Origin of the sequence: Nostoc sp. KVJ20 (assembly GCF_001712795.1) — a bacterium.
Classification (GTDB): Bacteria; Cyanobacteriota; Cyanobacteriia; order Cyanobacteriales; family Nostocaceae; genus Nostoc.
Genome location: NZ_KV757632.1, coordinates 91879 through 112114, shown reverse-complemented (window position 1 = coordinate 112114; position 20236 = coordinate 91879). Strand labels below are relative to the sequence as shown.

Here is a 20236-nt window from a genome sequence, read left to right as displayed (position 1 = left end):
GATGTGACTAATGGATAGCCTTTATAAGGGGGGATTAAGGGGGGTAAAAAGCCTGTGGAATAAGTGTTTTAGCTTAAGTTGACACCAATGGAAAGATGCCCACACCACAAGAAAATTTATTGCAACAATTTAGTCTTGACACGCCACTACTGAATATCGTATTTCTTCTGGCGTTTAACCGGATTCATCCACATTTCTAAACGACTAAATGCCTGTGAAGAAAGTAATGTCAAACACAAATAAACCACCGCGACACCGGCGTAAATCTCAAAAGCGCGATAGTTGTCAGCAACAATTAACTGTCCTTTGCGGAACAATTCTTCAAACCCAATTACCGCAACTAAGCTAGTATCTTTCAACAAACTGATAAACTCATTACCTAAAGGTGGAATCATCCGCCGGAAAGCTTGGGGAAAAATTACATAACTCATAGTTTGCACAGAACTCAAACCTAATGATTGTGCTGCTTCTGATTGTCCTGTTTCAATCGATTGAATCCCCGCACGCACAACTTCGGCAATATATGCAGCGCTATTCAAACTTAAAGCAATTACTCCAGCAGTGAGGCGATCAAAAGTAAATGTCAAACCAAGTTCTTGCAAAATTGCTGGGAAACCAAAGTAAATCATAAAAATTTGCACCAGCAAAGGCGTTCCCCGAAAAAAATCTACATACGCCCTCGCTATCCAACGCATAGGTGCGATACGAGAAAGGCGTGTAATACCAATCAGCGAACCGCCAATTAAACCAAACACTACAGAAAGTATCGTCAATTGCAATGTTACCAATGCACCCTGCAATAGACTTGGCAAAGCCTGTAAAATCACGCTAATTGAAGTAAATATGTTAGGTGCGTTAGTGTTAGTTTGATTCTCAAATGGTGATTTATCTGGTAATGATGGCGGTTCGATTTGAAACCATTTTTGGTAAATTTGGGCATAAGTGCCATTTTTCAACACCCTATCCAAACCATCATTTATCAATGCCAAATTCGGCGAATTTTTAGCCGTAGCAATTCCATAAAACTCTTCTGTCAGTAATTGCTCTACTACTTTAATTCCCTTGAGATTGCCCGTCTTAATAGCATATAAAGTAACAGGTGCATCATTAATTACTGCATCCACATTACCATTGGACAATTCTTGCAGGGCTATAGGTGCTGAATCAAAACTGCGAATTTGCACCCCAGGAACACTTTTAGCCTTTGCAGCCCCAGTTGTGCCAATTTGGACTGCGATTTTTTTATTTTTGAGACTGTCAAAACCAGTAATATCTTGATTGTCTGCACGAATTGCGATCGCTAACCCAGCCTTAAAATAGGGACGGGAAAAAGAAATCGTCTTCGCCCTCTCCTCTGTAATCGTGATCGAACTAAGGGCCGCATCTACCGTTTTGGCTTGCAAAGCTGAGATCATCCCATCAAAAGGCAGACTTTGAAAATCCACCTTAAAGTTAGCTGTAAGTGCAATCGCATTCATCAAATCAATCGAAAAACCCTGCAACTCACCACCTTGTCTTTGAAACTCAAAAGGTGGAAACGTCGGTTCCGTAGCAACCCGCAGAGTTTTCCCAGCGCTAGAGTTTACAGCACAGCTAATCAGTAATAAACAGCTAAAACCTATGAAGACACATAAATACAGCCAACGCACAAAACCAAATTTAGCCATATTATTTTCTCTCTCCCTCTGCGCTCTCTGCGCCTCTGCGGTTACTTAAAACCTTACAATCAACTGTAGAGCAGCTTGACATAAGTAATGAACAATACCATCCCCGCCATTATTTTTGACAATATCGAAAAAAACTTTGGTTCCCTAAAAGTCCTCAAAGGAATCACCGGCGAAATCAACCGGGGAGAAGTCGTTGCAGTTATCGGTTCCTCCGGCTGTGGTAAAAGTACTCTACTACGCTGCTTTAACCGGCTAGAAACCATTGACAAAGGGCGTTTAATAATCAATGGTATCAACTTATCCCGACCAACTGTCAAATATAACCAACTGCGGGAACTACGGACACAAGTAGGTATGGTTTTCCAGCAGTTCAACCTATTTCCTCATCTCAGCGTCCTGGAAAATATGACACTCGCACCGCGTAAAGTCTTGGGTAAAACACCGAAAGAAAGCGCCCAAATAGCGAGATTATATTTAGAAAAAGTTGGCTTATCTGACAAAGCCTCTGCTTATCCCGAACAACTTTCTGGCGGACAAAAGCAACGAGTAGCGATCGCCCGTAGTTTATGCATGAATCCCCAAATCATGCTATTCGACGAACCCACCAGCGCCCTAGATCCTGAACTTGTGGGCGAAGTTCTGCAAGTGATGCAACAATTAGCAGCAGAAGGGATGACAATGGTGGTTGTCACCCATGAAATGCAGTTTGCCAAAGAAGTAGCCCATCAGGTGATATTTTTAGACAAAGGTATTGTGACAGAACAAGGCCCAGCTTATGAAGTGCTGACTAATCCCCAAAGCGATCGCCTACGTATTTTCCTAAGTCGCCTTAAAATAATTCCTAATTCCTAATTCGTAATTAAAGACTTCCTTTAAACTCCCCATTCCCAACTATTTAAAGGTACTCGCGTAAGAAATCAAAGGGATCATCTTCCCAACAAGGTTCAGGTATTAGCCAAAACAAACTACCACTGATGTCGGCTTCAATTTCATCACCGTCGTCTCTATCAAATAGTTCTATCAAAGCTGTCCAATCACGTTCTCTGAGAGACGTTAGCGATGGGGCATATACCTGGAGATTATTTGAGTAATTCACGCGCAAAGTTGTGCTTGATAGCCGTAAATAGTTAATATAGGATATTTGTAAATAATTATACCAATTTGAACAAAGAATGCGACAAATAGACCATTTGTAGAGACGCGATTCATCGCGTCTTCACCCAAAGATGTGTTGCAATCATTAATTGAATTGGTATTAGATTTTAGTTTTGACAACCGCAGTGAAATAGTTGTTTTTATACTATTAAATATGGACTCATATCATAAGTGTCTCACAATTTAAATAGGACTGCTATAGTATTTATTACATAATTACAAGTTGAATTTACTCAGACCGGAAAAATCCTTCAGTCTGCAACTCGACTAGTTCCACGCCAAAGACTTCTGCAAAGGACTGTGCTATATAAAAACGGACTTCTTGGCAAGTGATACCTGGAATCCACTCGGCCAAACTGCCTACAGGTTTATCAGAAATACCACAGGGTACAATGCGCTCAAAGCCTGTCATATCTGGACAAACATTTAATGCAAAGCCGTGCATGGTAATCCAACGGCTGACTTTAATCCCAATCGCCGCAACTTTTCGCCCTTGCAACCAAACGCCAGTAAAAGCCGGAATTCTTTCTCCCTGCAACCCATAAACTGCTAATACGCGAATTATGACTTCTTCGAGTTGGCGTAAGTACCAATGGAGGTCTTTACGATAACGTTGCAGATTTAAAATTGGATACCCCACCAGTTGACCGGGACAATGATAAGTAACCTCGCCACCTCGTTCAACTCGCTGCACATCATATTCACTTTTGTCAATATCAAATTTGAGAAAATCTGAGTTGCTTCCTTGTCCCAAAGTATAGACAGGTGGATGTTCTAGCAAAATCAACACGTCATCTAGACTGGAGTCATGGATGCGCTCAGTGAGGAGCGATCGCTGCCATCCATGAGCTTCTAAGTAAGGCATCAATCCTTGGTTATACAGCAAACAACGGTTTATGTGTGGTTCCATACTACGGATTATGCCAAAAATCAACTGTATTAAGAACGAAATATATTTCAAATTAGAAGATTGGAGTCAAAAAATGTAAAGATTTGCAAAGGATTTTAAAGGAAAGTCAAGGGAATATGCATTAGAAAATACAAAGTGCTAGCTTGAATATACAACCTCAATAGGTTTTAGGAGGAATTCTCTGCAATAAGCATCATGCCAAGACGATAAAGACGAATGTACTGGCTGATGACTCTCATAAAGTTAGTTTGCATTTCAAACAGAATCAAATTTCCACAAAGACTTGTATTATTGAACAACAGCAAGCAAACTTCAACCGAACACAGAAGGAGCAAATATCAACAGTTCTGTAAGCGTTGTTTTAACACAAAAGACAGTTACAGGAGCTACTGCTCAGATTTCCTCACTAAAGAGTTCTAGGTGAATATCCAATTGGATATCAGCGCAGAGATGAGGAGGTAAATCAAGGGTATAATGAGCAAAAACCCAGATGTAGTAAGCTTAGAGACAGCTTACAAGCAGTACATAGATAAAGTTCACAATTTGTTTTGGCGGGAGTAATAGACCTTACCGCAATTTCTTTTCATACAAAGCAAATTCACACATCAAATATTCAGTGGGAGAGTTTACATGAAGCTTGTCATCCACGGCAAAAATATTGAAATCACCGATGCAATTCGTGAGTATGTACATCAAAAGATTGAGAAAGCAGTTAGTCACTTTCAGAGCATTACAAATGAAGTGGATGTGCATCTTAGCGTAGCCCGTAATCCCCGAATTAATCCAAGACAAGCGGCTGAAGTAACTATTTACGCTAATGGTAGCGTTATCCGTGCCGAGGAAAGTAGCGAAAACCTATACGCCAGCATTGACTTAGTTGCAGATAAGATTGCCCGTCAACTGCGGAAGTACAAAGAACGGCGTCAAGATCAGAAAACTCATGCCCTACCAACAGAAGTAGTTGTTGCAGATGCGGTAGTCACAGATTTAATTGGCGATCGCACCCCCGAATTGCCTAACGAAGTCGTCCGCACCAAATATTTTTCCATGCCGCCGATGACCCCTACAGAAGCCCTGGAACAACTACAACTCGTGGGACACGACTTTTATATGTTCCGCAATTCTGAAACTGGAGAGATTAATGTAATTTACGAACGCAACCACGGCGGTTATGGTGTGATTCAACCCCGCAATGGTAACGGCCATACCAATGGCAAGAATGGCAAATCAACTCACGCAAGTATTGGTATGCCGGAAAAGTCGCATTCGAGTAAATAGGGACTAGGGACTAGGGACTAGGGACTGGGGACTAGGGACTGGGAAAGAGTTTCCCAATCTCCAATCCCCAATCTCCAATCCCCAGTACCCAGTACCCAATCCCCAGTACCCAATCCCCATTCCCTCATTTCGCAAGCTGTTGCAAAGTTTTCAGCGCTTCCTCAACGTGACCTTTAAAGTTAAACATTGAATCAAATACGTATTGCACAACTCCTTGTTGGTCAATGACGTAAGTAACGCGACCAGGGAACAAGCCAAAGGCAGCTGTTGCGCCATATAGCTTCCGCACTTGGTCGCCTTTATCAGTTAACAGAGTAAAAGGGAGATTGTATTTCGCAGCAAATTTTTGGTGAGATTCGCTAGAGTCGGCACTCACGCCGACAACTTCAGCACCAGCGGTTTTAAACACTTCATATTGATCGCGAAAGGCGCATGATTCAGCCGTACATCCAGGTGTGTCGTCTTTGGGATAAAAATATAGGACAACAGCTTTTTGTCCGCGAAAATCCTGTAGGCTAACTGTTGAGCCGTTTTGAGCAGGTAGACTGAAATTAGGAGCGGTATCTCCAACTTTGATTGCCATAATAAGTGGTGGTAATTACTTAACAAAATTTTACCTTGTATCCAAGTCCATAAATTTTGCTTGATTACTTGCATCAAGCGGAGTAGCTTAGATACTCATCTAACACAAAATTCCGCTTATGCGCCTGACTTCACTGGATGTTTTTCGCGGCATTACCATCGCTGCTATGATTCTCGTCAATATGGCGGGAGTTGCAGATGATGTATATCCTCTCTTAGCCCACGCCGATTGGCACGGTTGCACACCAACTGACTTGGTATTTCCCTTCTTTCTCTTCATTATCGGTGTAGCGATGACTTTCTCACTGTCCAAGTACACCGAAGGCAATAAACCAACGTCAGCTGTTTACTGGCGGATATTGCGCCGCGCCGCCATTCTCTTTGCCTTGGGATTGCTGCTGAATGGCTTTTGGAATCAGGGTGTTTGGACTTTTAATTTGAACAGCATCCGCATTATGGGAGTCTTGCAGCGCATCAGCCTTACCTATCTGCTAGCTTCCGTAGCTGTTCTCAACCTACCGCGTAAAGGTCAATGGATACTAGCAGCAGTGCTACTCATCGGCTACTGGGTGACGATGATGTATGTACCAGTGCCAGAATATGGTGCGGGAGTTTTGACGCGGGATGGTAATTTTGGCGCTTATGTTGACCGCTTGATTATTCCCAAAGCACATTTATATAAAGGTGACGGTTTCAACTTTATGGGAGATCCAGAAGGACTTTTCAGTACTATTCCCGCTATAGTAAATGTCCTCGCTGGCTACTTCACTGGTCAATGGATACGCAGCCAACCTGTACAGTCACGCACAAGTATCGGTTTAGGATTATTTGGAGTCGGTTGCTTAATTATTGGTTGGGCGTGGGGGTGGACATTCCCCATCAACAAAAAGCTGTGGACAAGTTCCTATGTGGTCTTTAGCAGCGGTTGGGCGTTACTGTTGCTAGCGGCTTGTTATGAACTGATTGAAGTACGGGTGATGCGTCGCTGGAGTAAGCCTTTTGAAATTATGGGCTTAAATGCGATCGCTCTTTTCGTTGCATCGGTTTTATTGATTAAAATCTTAGTCAGAACCACTATTGGTACTGGCAAAGACGCTCCCAGTACTTACAATTGGATTTACCAGAATTTTTTCGCATCTTGGGCGGGGGCGTTGAATGGTTCTCTGTTGTTTGCCCTAGTCACTGTGTTGTTGTGGTGGGTTGTTGGTGTTTTGATGTATCGGCAACGTTGGTTTCTCAAAGTGTAAATTTGAAGGCAGCCGTCAGAATATAAAAAGATTTTTGTTGTTATTTACGTTTTAGTGTTATCAAGGTTACAACAGGTATTAAGTGATAGATTTGTCACATTTTAGGAACAAAGGCGATCGCAACTTTATCTATATTATTAGCGCATTAATCTGCGCTTTTTTTAGCGAACTCACTTAAGTTCTAATATCGTTTCTAACGGCAGAATAGTCTACAAACTTATCTGTGCGTTCAAAATTCTTATTTCTTCTAATTCACTAAATTAATCCATAGCAAAATTGTGAGGTAATGGATGCGTCGCATAAGATTTTGGCTATTTTTTCCAATTGCTTTGATATTCGGCTGCTCAGATCAACTGTTTCAATCTAATCCATCTGTCGCCAACCCTAACCCAACGGTAGTTCCACAACAAACTAGTCCGACTTTGTTAGCAAAGGCGAGTTACCTTTCACCGTTGGAACAACAAGTAATTATTGAAACAAATAAAGTACGAACAAATCCCAAGGCCTATCTCCCGATTCTGGAAAATTATAGAAAGCGCTTTGAGGGGAACCGAGTCAAAATTTCTAATAATACCTATTTGCGAACTCAAGAAGGAGTTAAAGCAGTTGATGAAGCGATCGCATTTTTGAAAACAGCGCGTCCTGTAGGAGCGTTGAGTGCATCTAAAGGTATGTCTTTAGGAGCAAAAGACCACGTTAAAGACCAAGGCCCAAAAGGTGCTACAGGTCATAATGGTAGCGATGGTAGCAACCCTTTTACTCGCATCAACCGCTATGGTAAATGGCAAACAACCGCAGGCGAAAATATCAGTTATGGCCCAAGCACTGCTCAAGATATCGTGATGCAGTTAATTATTGATGATGGTGTGCGCGATCGCGGTCATCGAAAAAGCATTTTTAACGGCGCTTTTAAAGTCTCCGGTGTTGCTTATGGAACTCACAAATCATATAGAACAATTTGTGTAATTAACTACGCTGGTGGGTATCAGGAAAAATAACTTGAGATGGGGAATGGGAAAGAAGCAGGAAGCATGGAAAAAGGGAGAAGAGTTTTCCCCCTCTGCACAATGCCTTATTCCCAATCCAAAATATAAAATCCAAAATTGTATGTTTTATGTCTAGAGATTTTATTGTTTTTATAGTATTTTTTACTCTTGTAGCTGTTGTTGTAAATGTTTTATATTTTCAATGGGAAACAAAAAAAGAACAACAGAGAAGTGACAAAATAAAACTTATTGCTGCTCAGTTAACAATGAACTTCTTATCAGAAGACAGTAACAACATCATGCAGCATTTACATAATTTTAGACTATTCAAGCAAGGAGGGAGAAAGCTAGTTAAAAATATATTGTCGGAAGAAATAAAAAACTTTAAAATATACATATTTGAATATAGATACTCAATATCTAGTGCGAAAACTAGACACGAGCATTGGCAAACAGTAGCTTTTTTATATGACGATAATATGCGTCTTCCTAAGTTTTTGTTAAAACCAAAAGGAATTTTAGACCAACTCAGTCATTTTTTAGGATACCAGGATATAAAGTTTAAAAAATATCCCAGATTTTCTGAACAATATCTGTTACGTGGTAGTCATGAGGAAGGCATTCGCGAGATATTTACTGACAATGTAGTTAATTTTTTTGAAGGCAAAATAGGATTTTACCCAGCTACACAAACAACACCATGTCTAGAAGCATCTGACGCCTGCTTGATCTATTACCGTGAAAATGTACGTCTTGAACCAGAACAGATTGAATTGTTCTTACAAGAGGGAATGGAAGTTTTTGATTTATTTCGAGCAAAAGTATCCGACGACTAAAGTATACTGTCCAAATTATTCCAAACTCAAACTGAATAGCTTGGCGATCGCAGGTAATAATTTATTACCCGCCTCCACCAGGGATGCGATCGCAGGTAAACTAGAAAATATCCCTTTCAACATGGTGATTGCGGTTTTTGCTCTGAGTTGCGTCCTCGAAGATTTTGACAGGAGAAATCTAAAGCCATGTTCCACTTTACGGAGGTGAGCAAATTTTACTACATGCTTACCCCTGTAAATTCAAGAATAGTTAGATATATTTCTAAGTTGAATTGTTTAAAAGGCGCAACTTCGAGGTTCAAAGGCTCAACGTTGAGGTTTAAAGACGCGATAAATCGCCGTCTCTACAATAATTAGTCCTTTGTAGAGACGGCGATTCATCGCGTCTCTTGCTTTAACCGAATAGTATTATCTACCTAACTTATTTCTCTGCAACCCAGGCACCATGAAACCCATAGGGTACTCGCTGGGGAATTATTACTCGCGCTACGGGTTCAGCAGTTACATCTTGGGCATTCACCACTACCAATTCGGAAGTATCTGAATCCTCATCATGGACGAAAGTCATAAGCCAACCATCATCCTCAGCCGTTGCACCAGGACGCGGCGCAAACACAGCTTCACCGCCATAGCGTCCTTCTCCAAATTCATGGGTTTGGGATTTTCCACTGCTGAAGTCGTACTTAATAATACCTTCAAATAAAGGTAGGGGACTGTCTGCCGCTTTGTTGCTGTAGCCATATCGGGTTTTTCGCCCCAATAGGTTTTCGTTGACGCGAGGAAATTCGGAAGCTACATCATCCAACATTTCTTCACGTACTGTCCCCGTGCTGAGGTTAAATCGCCAGCAATGTAAACGAGGAATATTTGCTTCTGGGTCGGGTTGGGAATCATCTAAACCCAAAACATTAGTAGAAGTCATGCGACAGGCAATCAGCACTACTTCGTCTCCATCTTCGTAGGCGTTGAGGGTATGGAAGACGTAGCAAGAAGGACTTTCAAACCAGCGGATATTACTGTTGTCACCGTGACGTGGTAGAATTCCAAAACGACTAGAGCGATCGCGCTCAAACATCATTACAGGTTCTCCCCGTTGCGCTCTTTCCGGATTAAAAGTCAGCGGCAAATCCATGAAAATTGTGTAGTTCTCAGTGATGGCGAAGTCGTGCATCATCACCCCTATGGGCAGTTCAATTGGCACTGTCCGCAACAATTCCCCTTGTGCTGAGACTACACTATATTGCAGGTACGGTGGCACAAACACAGAGTAGCCAAAGAAGATCATTTCGCCTGTAATTGGGTCTACTTTGGGATGGGCTGTGAAGGCAGAAACTAGCTTCCCATTGTAGCTATACTCACCAATGGTTTCTAATTCAGGCAGCTTGATCGCGTGAGGTTTACCCCCCTCGTTCAGTGCCAACATTTGACCGGCGTGCCACACTAAGGCAGTATTGGCAGTATTTTTGTAGCCACCGTGAGGGTTATCCATTTGCGGTGGTTCTAACAACCCACTCCAGATAGCTTTACCCGCTTCTCGTTCTTTTTTCCATCCGGCTGTCTGCACGTAGCGGTTACGATAAGTGGCTATGCCGTTGCTAATTTGCACACCATGCAACATCCCATCGCCATCAAACCAATGATATTGACCGATGGGTGCCCATTGAGGGTTAGGGCCATTCCGCACAAACATCCCCGATAGTTCAGGTGGTAATTCACCGATAACTGGCAATTTGTCAGTGGTGATTTCTTCATGGACTGGAGCAAAGTTGCGATCGAGATATGGATTGACTGCTATTGTTGGCATTGTTTTAATTTAAATGTACATTTCGGTTTGCTATCAATGCCCACGGAGAAATTTTGAGGGCGTTAGGGAATTTTTGCAATCTGTCTACAAATTAAACCTTTTTCTCTAACTGTTTAATTCGTTTTATTTGCAGGAGGTTCCACTCATCATCAGAAAAGGGTGTGCTAAACCAGGTATCTAATATTTCTTTAGCGATCGCTTCTGTAGTAGCACGTAAACTTAATACTAGAACATTCGCATGATTCCAGATCCGGGCCCCACGTGCCGTCTCAGCATCATGGCACAAGGCTGCACGTATCCCAGAGACTTTGTTGGCGGCAATAGATGCGCCAGTACCAGTCCAACAAAAGACAATCCCCTCATCTGCTTTCTGGGTTGCCACTGCCAAAGCAACTTTACTACAACTAAGAGGCCAATCGACTTCAGGATCATTCTCGGCTAGGGAACCGAAGGGTATAACTTCATGCCCACGCTGCTTAAGTTCTGCCAGTACCCTATCGGTAAGGTTGGTGCGTTCATCACTGCCAATAGCGATTTTCATGCATTCCCCTTTGAAATTAGTCTTCCCCATCTCCTCATACTACGATGTTTATAGGAGACAGGGAAGAATTACAAATTACGAACTACGTAGCTTGCTTCTCGCCCTTGGCGAGTATTACAAATTAATCCTCAGATTTTGTTGAATATACAGCAGTGTTACCATTCAATGGCACTGCTTCTGTTTGTAGTTCTTGACGCCGATTTGGTTTGAAAAAACGCTCTGTTGTCGTCTTAATCACAATATACAAAATCGGGACTACAAACAAACTCAAGAAAGTCGCAATTAACATCCCTCCAAATACTGTTGTTCCTAATGATTGACGACTTCCCGCCCCGGCTCCTGTGGCAATAGCTAGGGGGAAAATCCCCAATAGTGTAGAAAAGGCAGTCATCAAAATTGGACGTAGACGCTCTTGTGAAGCCTCAATTACTGCTTTGGTAATCGAAAGTCCTTGATCTCGCAATTGGTTAGCAAATTCCACAATCAAAATTGCGTTCTTACTAGCTAAACCAATCAACATTACTAGACCAATTTGACAGTAAACATCATTCGCAAAACCCCGCATTGATTGAGCTATCAGCGCTCCAAAGATAGCTAAGGGAACTGATAACAGAATGATAAAGGGATCAACGTAGTTCTCGTATTGAGCAGCTAGTACCAAAAACACAAAGATTATTCCTAATCCAAATATCAAAGGTGCTAAACCACCAGAGTCTATTTCTTCTAATGCAGTACCAGACCATTCATAACCATAACCTGCTGGTAAAACTTCTTGAGCAACTTGTTCCATTGCCTTAATCGCGTCTCCAGAACTAGAGCCAGGAGCGGCGGAACCATTAATTTCAATTGAACGGAACAAATTGTAGTGATTTATCGTTTGCGCTCCCACAGTCGAAGTAACTGTGACTAAGTTACTCAAAGGAATCATTTGATTCCTTTGGGAACGAACGTACAGTTTACCAATATCCTTGGGGTTAGAACGAAACTGTTGGTCTGCCTGGATATATACGCGGTAATTGCGCTGCTGGAGATTGAAATCATTTACATATTGCGATCCCAAAGCAGTTTGTAATGTACTGAAGACATCATCTATAGAAACTTGTAATGATTTGGCTTTATTGCGGTCTACTTCCACAAGCAATTGTGGTGTATCTGCGGCAAAGGTGCTAAATACAGCTTGTAATCCTGGTGTTTGATTAGCTTTACCCAGCAATTGACCCATCGACTGCACTAGATTTTCTAAACCACTGTTACCTCTGCGGTCTTGCAGTTGAAAGACGAAGCCGCCAAAGTTGCCTAAACCCTGAATTGGTGGCGGATTTACAGGAAATACCCTGGCTTCTGGGATGGACAATAACTTTCCTTGCAAGCTGCCAATAATCGCTTGTACTGATTGATTGGGTCTTGAGCGTTCTGCCCAAGGTTTTAAAGTTGTAAAGATGATGCCACTATTGGCGGTACTACCACTAAAACCAAATCCTCCCACGGCGAAAGTTCCTAGTACTTCTGGAACTTGCAGAATTTCTTTTTCTACCTGTGCCATAACATCGCTGGTATATTGCAGCGAAACGCCTTGAGGCCCTTGAATAATTGTGAGGAAGTAGCCTTCGTCTTCATCTGGGAGAAAGGCTGTAGGTACTGTGGTGTACAGCCAAGCAGTCATACCCAAGGAGACAATAAACAACCCAATTACGACGCTTTTAAATCGTGTGATAAAGGTAAGCGATCGCTCATAGCTTGACCTTACCCATTCTAGAAACCGATTAATCAGGTCAAACAACCAGGCAATCCACCTGGGAGGTCTTTGTTCTTGACGCAGTAGCACGCCACACAAAGAAGGTGTTAAGGTCAAAGCCAAAAAAGTCGAAATCGCAATGGAAAAGGCGATCGTTAGCGCAAATTGCCGATAAAGTGCGCCTGTAGTTCCCGGAAAAAACGCCACTGGCACAAACACCGCCATCAACACGAGTGAAGTGGCAATAACCGCGCCAAATAGTTCCGCCATCGATTCACTAGCGGCTCGGCGAGGATTTATACCTTTATCCTGAATAAAACGGCTGATTTGTTCCACCACGACGATCGCATCGTCTACCACCATCCCCGATGCTAAAGTCAGACCAAACAAAGTCAAACTATTAATGGAAAAGTTAAAAATTTTGATGAAGGCAAATGTCCCAATCAGTGCCAGGGGAATAGTTAGTGCGGGAATTAAAGTGGTTCGCCAATCCTGCAAGAACACAAAAATTACAATCACCACCAACACCACCGCTTCAATCAGAGTCTTGATCACTTCTGCCAAAGACTCTTCTACAAAGGATGTTGTGTCAAAAGCTACTTGATATCGCATCCCTGGCGGAAAATTCGGAGCCAATCGTGCTATTTCGGCTTTGACTCCTCTAGCTACATCCAAGGCATTACTGCCAGGAACCTGATAAATCCCTAAACCGACAGCATCGTTGCCACGAAATCGTAGAAATGAACTGTAGTTTTCTGCACCCAGTTCGGCTCTACCTACATCTTTGAGCTTAACTAAGGTGCCATCCTCTTGAGTTCTGAGGACAATTTCTTCAAATTCTGATGGTTCTGCTAATCGGCTGACAGCACGTACATCAAGTTGATACCTTTGTCCTTCAGGAGCCGGTTCTTGTCCAATTCTCCCTGCACCGACTTGCAAATTTTGTTCGGATAAAGCATCGGCTACATCCTGAGTTGTTAGTCCGCGACTAGCAAGGCGACTTGGATCTAACCACAAACGCATTGCATAGCGACGTTCACCAAAAATTCGTGCGTCACTTACACCTTTGACTCTTTTTAAGGCATCTGCTAAGTAAAGGTCAGCATAGTTGCTTAAAAATATATTGTCGTACTCTTTATTTTCAGCATATAAACCAATTGCTAAGAGAATATTGCTTGACTGTTTTGATACCTGCACTCCCGTGCGTTGTACACTCTCTGGTAGTTGCGGTTGGGCAACGGAAACACGATTTTGCACATCCACAGCCGCAATATCTTTGTCTCGTGAAGAATCAAAGGTGGCTGTAATGGTACTAGTACCATCGTTACTGCTGCTGGAAGTGAGATATCTTAGTCCTTCAATCCCGTTGATTTGCCTTTCTAAGATATTTGTCACTCCGCTTTCTACAACTTCGGCACTAGCTCCGCTGTAGTTGGAAGTTACACTAATTTGGGTGGGACTAATTTCTGGAAACCTAGCGATCGGCAGTGTAGGAATACTGATTAATCCTATTAGAAGGATGACGATCGCACAGACCGACGCAAAGATTGGCCGCTTAATAAAGAAGTCAACAAACATAGTTTAAAAATTGGGCATTGGGCATTTGGCATTGGGTATGGGGCATGGGGCATTGGGCATTGGTGCAAGGGAAAAGCTTCTCCCCTCTGCCCCTCATCTCCCCCTGCTCTCTCATCTTCAACTAAGGCCTCCGACTACCTACTTGTTCTGGTGCAGGAGTGATGGGAGCGCCATTGGTTAGGTTGAGAATACCGGAAACAACAATTTTGTCCCCAGCTTTTAATCCTTCGATAACTTGATAATTATTCCCCTCAATAACTCCCAATTTCACGGGCTTTTGTTGAGCTACTAAAGATGGCGCTCCAGCTTTGGTTTTTTCTGCCGGTGCTTCAGCTTTAGGCTTTTCCTGCGGTGCTTCAGCCACAAATACAAAAGTCTCTCCACCTAGGCGAGATACTGCTGTAACTGGAATTAAGATTCCCGGACGTTCGTTCCAGATGACTTTGGTTTGCACTGCCTGACGATTAACCAGTTGACTTCTGGAATTACCAAAGTTGGCTTTAGCCAAAACTGTCTGCGAATCTGAACTAGCATTTGGAGAGATGAAACTCACCTTACCAGTAGCGATGGGTTTGCCTTGGGTGTCCAACATTTGCACAGGTAATCCCAAACGCAGCTTTTTGGATTCAGCTAAGGGAACGGAAATATTCAGTTCTAAAGAGTCATTTCTAGTCAGTGTAGTGAGTTGATCTGCTTGTTGCACATAATCTCCCACCTTTGCTGGAATATCACCAACAATACCGGTGAAAGGTGCAAGGACTTTTGTGTATTGCAGTTGAACTTGGGCAGATTTGACTTGGGCTGCTGCTTGAGTTACTTGCGATCGCGCTTGGGCAATTTCTTCTGGGCGAGAACCATTTTCTAGCTGCCTTAAGTTTTGTCTCTGTTGTTCTAAAGCACCAGCTAGCTCATTGATACTAGAATTTCTGCTTTGGCGAAGTTGGTCTAGGCGTTTCTGAGCCACAACCAGGGCAGCTTCAGCACTTTGCTGTTCTTTGACATATCCTTCTAAGGTATCTTGAGAAACTGCACCCTCTTTTCTCAATTGTGCGTATCGCTTGGCGCGTGATTGTGCTAGTTCCACATCAGATTTAGCTGACTGAATTTGAGCTTCAGCTTGAGCAATTTCTTCTGGTTGTGATCCCGATTGGGCATCTCGAAAACGAGCTTGGGCTTGGGTTAACTGCGCTCTAGCTTGGGCAACTTCTTCTTGTCGCGTACCCGCTTGCAGTTCAGCAAGCCTTGCTTGGGCTTGTTCTAGTCCGGCTTTTGCTTGTAATAATTGAGCTTGGACATTATCACTTTCCAAGCTAAGAATGACTTGCCCTTGTTGAACACGGTTGCCCTCTTGGATGAAAATCTGGGTAACTCGTCCGTCAACCTGTGGTCTAATGATTACCGAACGTGGAGCCTCTAAGGAGCCAATAAACTCCGAACTTTCCTGCACGGTTTCAGTTTCCACAGTTGCTAGCTTGACGGGAATTGCCATCGGTTGACCAGCTGCGGCCCCAGCAGGTGCATCACTAGCGCTACTAGTTTGCCACCAGCGCCAACCAAAACCAACACCTGCAACTAACAAAACAATTCCCAAAATTAGCGGCCAACGGCGTTTTTGCGGTGGCTTTGGCGATCGCTCCAACAATGGTTGCGATTCTTGACTAGAATCATTAACAGCTGGCTGTTCTATTTCAGCAGGCAGGTGAGAATCAGGGAACTCAGAATGGGACATCTTCGGTTTCTCGTCTTATGGATTTAGACTTGGGCAATCTACTCTTCGCTAAAAAAGCATTGTTTGAATAGTTTTTTAGCCCTTGTTTCTTGATGTTGGTGCCAAATCAAATATATATTTGGGTATTTGGGCGATCGCTCACTATGTCTAGCAACTCAAACCAAACAATATCGCATATCACTTTATGGTTAATTTGTAAATTACTTAACTCCTGTCAATTTTTTAAAGTGTAATTTATAAAACTTTTTTAGTCAGTGTAAAATCAGAGCCTTAACTCTAAGAGAAAACACGATTTATCTTGTTGCAAGGGAATCAACTGAACCTCTAGCCTCTTTCAATGGCAAAGTGCTAATACCGCGCACAAATAAATTGACACAAGTTTCTATGTAACATTGACGACTGTAATCTAGTGTGGTGGGGATATCGCTAAAACGCAGCATACCGTGAAGCAACATACCCGTAAAACTATCTACAGATGCTTTCAAATCTATATCTGAGGACACTGTGCCCTTCTGTTGACTGTTTTGCAGATACACAACCAGATGTTCACGCATCGATTTGTTAGCTTCGTATAACATCAGACTGGCTGCTTGGGGGTGTCGCTTCGCTTCTCCAATCAATGTCCGAATCAGGTCTTCATGCTCCTCCATCATCTGGTTGCAAAGTCTTGCATAATTCTTGAGGTCAATGTACAGGTTTTGAGTCCAGTCCTTGTGAGCAGCTAAAGTTTTGGATTGGGAAGCGATCGCTTCGGTAATCACAGCAGCTAGTAGTTGCTCTTTGCTGTGGAAATGACGAAATAAAGTTACCTCATTGACCGCAGCAACACGAGCAATTTCTCGCGTTGTCGCTCCTGTTAAACCTGCCGTTGCAAACACCTTAGTTGCCGCCTTGATCAAGCGTGCACGAGTTTGTGCCGTCCTTGATGCTAAGTTTTCCATGAGGGTTTGCAAGTACTTGCTTGCACATGTAAGTGCTTGCTTGCATTATAACCACATAGAAGACAAGATTGGTATAAGTTACAGATGAGTTTATCGGTCTTGATTCATAGTGAATAGTGATCTTAGGGAGGAAAAGTGATACCTTCTCTACGAAAGGCTTGTCTGCGATACGCTGCGCGTAGCTTGCTTCGACCTAGGGGTTATGCCTACGCTGATTAATCCAGCTCTACTAATCAAGGTTACGAGTTTCATCAAGTTATCCTCACCAAGAACGACATCCAATCAATCAGTGTTCTCTAGAGTCCTATTTTTCAGCAGTCTCAACTTCCTACACTTAGGTCACCCGATCGGTTGATTTTTAACTCACCCGAATGGGTGATTTAATTTATCCAAATCAGGGTTTTGTCTGTGCAGTCGCCTGGTGTTCGCTAATTAATTGACATCCTCACCGACCTAAAGACGCTCTTAAGAAGGAGTAATGAGTAATAAGTAATAAGTAATGAGTAAATACCCATTTTTCATCCACTCCTTACTCCTTACTCCTTACTCCTTACTCCTTACTCCTTACTCCTTACTCCTTACTCATTACTCATTACTTTAAAGCATTGCGTGAAGCCTTAGGATTCAGACCCAAATATGTGGTGAGCAGTCCTCAACAGTCTTCAACCATCTACAACTGATTCCTTTGAATCCAAATCCGGCAATATCCTCAGAGTAGATTTCCGGTTAGTAACAATATAAGAAAGCAGCCCTTCATACCGATCAAGTGCTTGCTCCAAGGAATAGTTTTCTTCGGCAAACTGTCTTCCTGTATTACCAAGCCTTGCCCCTAGAGCAGGATTAGTATATAAATCATGCACCGCAGCAGCCATTGCATCGGGTGATTCTGGCTCAACAATTATCCCACCACCACTGAGTTGGATTGCTTTGGCAGCAGTACCAGTGGCAGGAACAGAACCCACAATCGGGCGACCACTCGCCAATAGCAATGGTATTTTTGAAGGCATATTGAACGAAATCACATTATGCTTTTGCACAATCAGCCCTACATCAGATGCGGCTAGCATTTCGGGAAGTGTTTCTCGTGGCTGTAATGGTAGCAGCAAAACATTATCTGCTCCATTTAAAAGACAATATTCCTGCAACCTTTGCAATGCTCTTGATTCGCCAACGATGACAAAGACAATATCTTTGATATGACGCAAACAAACGGCTGCTTCTATTACTGTTTCTAAACCTTGTGTTAGAGCAATGTTGCCCGAATAAAGTACTACAAATTTTCCATCGAGTTGATGGCTAGATATCCAAGAGTTGTTTTGTTTCGGTAAAGGGCGAATAAAATTTACATTCACCCAATTGGGAATACAAACGATTTTATTAACAGGTACTCCCTTATTCACTAAATTCTCACGAAACCCATCAGCGATGACACTAATAGTGTGTGCCGTCCGATATGCAAACTTCTCTAGGATTGCAAGACTTCGGATCATCCACTTGTTTTTTAATAGCCCGATACGTACCGCAGCTTCTGGTAAAATATCTTGCACATTTAGAACTACCGGGCAGTTGTATAACCAACCAAATATTGTTACTGGTAACGTACCGAATAGAGGCGGAACTGTTAAGATAATTACATCGGGGCGTCCGCCTTTAAAGGCTTGGGGTAAGCTCGTAAAAACAAAACTCAACTCCAGCAACAGCCGATCTACGAGGTTAGGTTTAGACTTAATTCGCAAATAACTTCGCTGAATGGTTACGCCATTTTTTTGTTCAGTAATATACCACTTACCCCGATATCCATCGTAAATTTCGCGCTGAGGATAGTTGGGCATTCCCGTAATCACTCGCACTTCATGACCTCGCTTTACTAGTCCTTCCGCCAATTCAGTCATTAATGGAGCAATTCCAATCGGCTCTGGATGATAGTTGTAGGAATAGATCAGAATGTGCATGAGCTATTTGTGAATTTTGTAAAGACAGCTTGAGATCAGCGGACTTATTGCTAATTTCAGTAATGGCTGCCACTTTTATTACTCAATTTAAGTTTAAAGATTTGTTGATTAAGATTGGATTAAGCTCTGTTTATAAATTTTCTGAATAATTTTAATTTTAAAAGATAGTTTTTGTATTGCATAAAAGACTTAAAAATTAAAATATCAGATTGTGTAAAGACTTTAGGCTCTTTATAAACACAGACTTTAGACTTTGGTGATGATCACAATAGTTGATTTGCTAGCTCCTGAATCATGCATAATGTCTAAATTTAAACTTCGGGGATTGTAGCATTATATTTAAGCTTGTGCATATAACCCTCATACCGCCCTTTCAACTGGCACATGAAGTATTTTTAACCAAGTTATCAGTGATTGCTCGAATACTTGTTGACATAAGTATTCGAGCGATCGCGAACTGATAAGGCTGGATAATAGACTCACCAACTCACTTAACCATTGGAGCTAGAATAGAGATTCATTAAACTAAAATTGGCAACCTCTAACTAGAAAGCCCTACTTCCTAGCAAGAGGCTTGCTTTTTCTTCAGAGTTGAGCCTACACCCAATATCCCAAAGGCCAGTAAACCTAACATAGAAGCAGGTTCCGGGACTTTGGATACCTGAATAGAACCAGAATTTTGATCTAATGTTATGAATGCTGTCTGTTGATCGATATCCTGACGTAAGAACAAAGAATCACCAACGGTTCCCTGGAAGAAATATTCTCCGATTACACCCGTCCCTCCTGCTACATCAAAGGGGCCGAATAAGGTATGAGTGGAAGTATCAAAGTTGAAAGCGAAGAAATTAGATTCTGAGACTCCATCAGCAACGGTGTTATAAGTTCCAAGCAGATTATTAGATGGGTCTAAGAAGGAGATATTCAAGGATTGTAAAAAGTTGGTTGCTCCACTACCACTTTCTGAAATAATTGTAGGTGCTGTAGTTTCGTCGTAGCTGAATGAACCGATTGCTGAATAACCAGCATCACCTAGCCAGTTGAAGTTTAAATCAATAGCTTGGGCTGGATTGTTAGCACTAGCTGCGATCGCAACACTAAAAGCAACACTGGTTGCTGTGGTAGCAGCGATTTTGGCAAAAATATTTGTCATTGTCATAACTCCAAAATTGAGTGACATGATGCATTGATATATGCATCACACAACACTAAGCTTAAGATAGAAATATGTATACGTAAATACCGCATAAAAGCACGCTAGCAAATGTAATAAATCAATAAAGAGAAACACTTTT

16 protein-coding genes are annotated in these 20236 nt (G+C 42.3%); 5 read left to right on the top strand and 11 right to left on the bottom strand.

What is annotated here, in order from left to right; genetic code table 11:
• Positions 1-146: 146 nt before the first annotated feature.
• Positions 147-1667: an ABC transporter permease subunit gene (locus tag A4S05_RS18755; RefSeq protein ID WP_069071315.1), complete on the bottom strand. Its 1521-nt coding sequence runs from the start codon at positions 1665-1667 to the stop codon at positions 147-149.
• Between the two features lie 87 nt (positions 1668-1754).
• On the opposite strand from A4S05_RS18755, the gene A4S05_RS18750 reads away from it, so the two are divergent.
• Positions 1755-2519 carry an amino acid ABC transporter ATP-binding protein gene (locus tag A4S05_RS18750; protein WP_069071314.1) on the top strand — a complete coding sequence of 255 codons (765 nt, stop codon included), beginning with the start codon at positions 1755-1757 and terminating at the stop codon, positions 2517-2519.
• 43 nt (positions 2520-2562) lie between these two features.
• Here the strand turns inward: A4S05_RS18750 and A4S05_RS18745 are convergent, their stop codons facing one another.
• Both A4S05_RS18745 and lipB read right to left on the bottom strand, forming a co-directional pair.
• Positions 2563-2763, bottom strand: a complete 201-nt coding sequence (locus tag A4S05_RS18745) for a hypothetical protein (RefSeq protein ID WP_141699753.1) — start codon at positions 2761-2763, stop codon at positions 2563-2565.
• Between the two features lie 288 nt (positions 2764-3051).
• A complete protein-coding gene (lipB, locus tag A4S05_RS18740; protein ID WP_370684466.1) occupies positions 3052-3732 on the bottom strand; it encodes a lipoyl(octanoyl) transferase LipB in 681 nt (226 codons plus the stop codon).
• A gap of 630 nt (positions 3733-4362) precedes the next feature.
• Here lipB and hpf point away from each other — a divergent pair.
• Positions 4363-5010, top strand: a complete 648-nt coding sequence (gene hpf, locus A4S05_RS18735) for a ribosome hibernation-promoting factor, HPF/YfiA family (RefSeq protein WP_069071312.1) — start codon at positions 4363-4365, stop codon at positions 5008-5010.
• Between the two features lie 124 nt (positions 5011-5134).
• Here the strand turns inward: hpf and A4S05_RS18730 are convergent, their stop codons facing one another.
• Positions 5135-5593 carry a peroxiredoxin gene (locus tag A4S05_RS18730; RefSeq protein ID WP_069071311.1) on the bottom strand — a complete coding sequence of 153 codons (459 nt, stop codon included), beginning with the start codon at positions 5591-5593 and terminating at the stop codon, positions 5135-5137.
• Between the two features lie 118 nt (positions 5594-5711).
• On the opposite strand from A4S05_RS18730, the gene A4S05_RS18725 reads away from it, so the two are divergent.
• From A4S05_RS18725 to A4S05_RS18715, 3 genes are all read left to right on the top strand, one after another.
• Positions 5712-6839: an acyltransferase family protein gene (locus tag A4S05_RS18725; protein ID WP_069071310.1), complete on the top strand. Its 1128-nt coding sequence runs from the start codon at positions 5712-5714 to the stop codon at positions 6837-6839.
• A 290-nt stretch (positions 6840-7129) separates the two neighbouring features.
• Entirely contained in the window at positions 7130-7837 is a 708-nt protein-coding gene (locus A4S05_RS18720; RefSeq protein WP_069071309.1) for a CAP domain-containing protein, read from the top strand.
• A gap of 116 nt (positions 7838-7953) precedes the next feature.
• The gene (locus tag A4S05_RS18715; RefSeq protein WP_069071308.1) at positions 7954-8661 is read left to right on the top strand and encodes a hypothetical protein; all 708 of its coding nucleotides are present in this window, start codon (positions 7954-7956) and stop codon (positions 8659-8661) included.
• 421 nt (positions 8662-9082) lie between these two features.
• Here A4S05_RS18715 and A4S05_RS18710 read toward each other — a convergent pair whose 3' ends face one another.
• The 7 genes from A4S05_RS18710 to A4S05_RS18680 form a co-directional block, all read right to left on the bottom strand.
• Positions 9083-10465, bottom strand: coding sequence for a carotenoid oxygenase family protein (locus tag A4S05_RS18710; protein WP_069071307.1), 1383 nt, complete (start codon positions 10463-10465; stop codon positions 9083-9085).
• 91 nt (positions 10466-10556) lie between these two features.
• On the bottom strand, positions 10557-11006 hold the full coding sequence (locus A4S05_RS18705; RefSeq protein ID WP_069071306.1) for an RpiB/LacA/LacB family sugar-phosphate isomerase: 450 nt from the start codon (positions 11004-11006) through the stop codon (positions 10557-10559).
• A gap of 121 nt (positions 11007-11127) precedes the next feature.
• Positions 11128-14319: an efflux RND transporter permease subunit gene (locus A4S05_RS18700; RefSeq protein ID WP_069071305.1), complete on the bottom strand. Its 3192-nt coding sequence runs from the start codon at positions 14317-14319 to the stop codon at positions 11128-11130.
• A gap of 121 nt (positions 14320-14440) precedes the next feature.
• Complete coding sequence (locus tag A4S05_RS18695; RefSeq protein ID WP_069071304.1) at positions 14441-16048, bottom strand: efflux RND transporter periplasmic adaptor subunit; 1608 nt, start codon at positions 16046-16048, stop codon at positions 14441-14443.
• A 293-nt stretch (positions 16049-16341) separates the two neighbouring features.
• Complete coding sequence (locus A4S05_RS18690) at positions 16342-16989, bottom strand: TetR/AcrR family transcriptional regulator (RefSeq protein WP_069071303.1); 648 nt, start codon at positions 16987-16989, stop codon at positions 16342-16344.
• 662 nt (positions 16990-17651) lie between these two features.
• Positions 17652-18941 carry a glycosyltransferase family 4 protein gene (locus A4S05_RS18685; RefSeq protein ID WP_069071302.1) on the bottom strand — a complete coding sequence of 430 codons (1290 nt, stop codon included), beginning with the start codon at positions 18939-18941 and terminating at the stop codon, positions 17652-17654.
• A 562-nt stretch (positions 18942-19503) separates the two neighbouring features.
• Positions 19504-20094 (bottom strand): PEP-CTERM sorting domain-containing protein, encoded by a 591-nt coding sequence (locus A4S05_RS18680; protein ID WP_069071301.1) that lies wholly within the window; start codon positions 20092-20094, stop codon positions 19504-19506.
• Positions 20095-20236 lie beyond the last annotated feature (142 nt).

Coding starts and splice junctions, on each gene's coding strand:
- A4S05_RS18715 (WP_069071308.1), top strand. CDS start 7,954: ATGTCTAGAGATTTTATTGTTTTTATAGTATTTTTTACTCTTGTAGCT.
- A4S05_RS18705 (WP_069071306.1), bottom strand. CDS start 11,006: ATGAAAATCGCTATTGGCAGTGATGAACGCACCAACCTTACCGATAGG.
- A4S05_RS18730 (WP_069071311.1), bottom strand. CDS start 5,593: ATGGCAATCAAAGTTGGAGATACCGCTCCTAATTTCAGTCTACCTGCT.
- A4S05_RS18690 (WP_069071303.1), bottom strand. CDS start 16,989: ATGGAAAACTTAGCATCAAGGACGGCACAAACTCGTGCACGCTTGATC.
- A4S05_RS18695 (WP_069071304.1), bottom strand. CDS start 16,048: ATGTCCCATTCTGAGTTCCCTGATTCTCACCTGCCTGCTGAAATAGAA.
- hpf (WP_069071312.1), top strand. CDS start 4,363: ATGAAGCTTGTCATCCACGGCAAAAATATTGAAATCACCGATGCAATT.
- A4S05_RS18725 (WP_069071310.1), top strand. CDS start 5,712: ATGCGCCTGACTTCACTGGATGTTTTTCGCGGCATTACCATCGCTGCT.
- A4S05_RS18755 (WP_069071315.1), bottom strand. CDS start 1,667: ATGGCTAAATTTGGTTTTGTGCGTTGGCTGTATTTATGTGTCTTCATA.
- A4S05_RS18710 (WP_069071307.1), bottom strand. CDS start 10,465: ATGCCAACAATAGCAGTCAATCCATATCTCGATCGCAACTTTGCTCCA.
- A4S05_RS18750 (WP_069071314.1), top strand. CDS start 1,755: ATGAACAATACCATCCCCGCCATTATTTTTGACAATATCGAAAAAAAC.
- lipB (WP_370684466.1), bottom strand. CDS start 3,732: ATGGAACCACACATAAACCGTTGTTTGCTGTATAACCAAGGATTGATG.
- A4S05_RS18720 (WP_069071309.1), top strand. CDS start 7,130: ATGCGTCGCATAAGATTTTGGCTATTTTTTCCAATTGCTTTGATATTC.
- A4S05_RS18700 (WP_069071305.1), bottom strand. CDS start 14,319: ATGTTTGTTGACTTCTTTATTAAGCGGCCAATCTTTGCGTCGGTCTGT.
- A4S05_RS18685 (WP_069071302.1), bottom strand. CDS start 18,941: ATGCACATTCTGATCTATTCCTACAACTATCATCCAGAGCCGATTGGA.
- A4S05_RS18680 (WP_069071301.1), bottom strand. CDS start 20,094: ATGACAAATATTTTTGCCAAAATCGCTGCTACCACAGCAACCAGTGTT.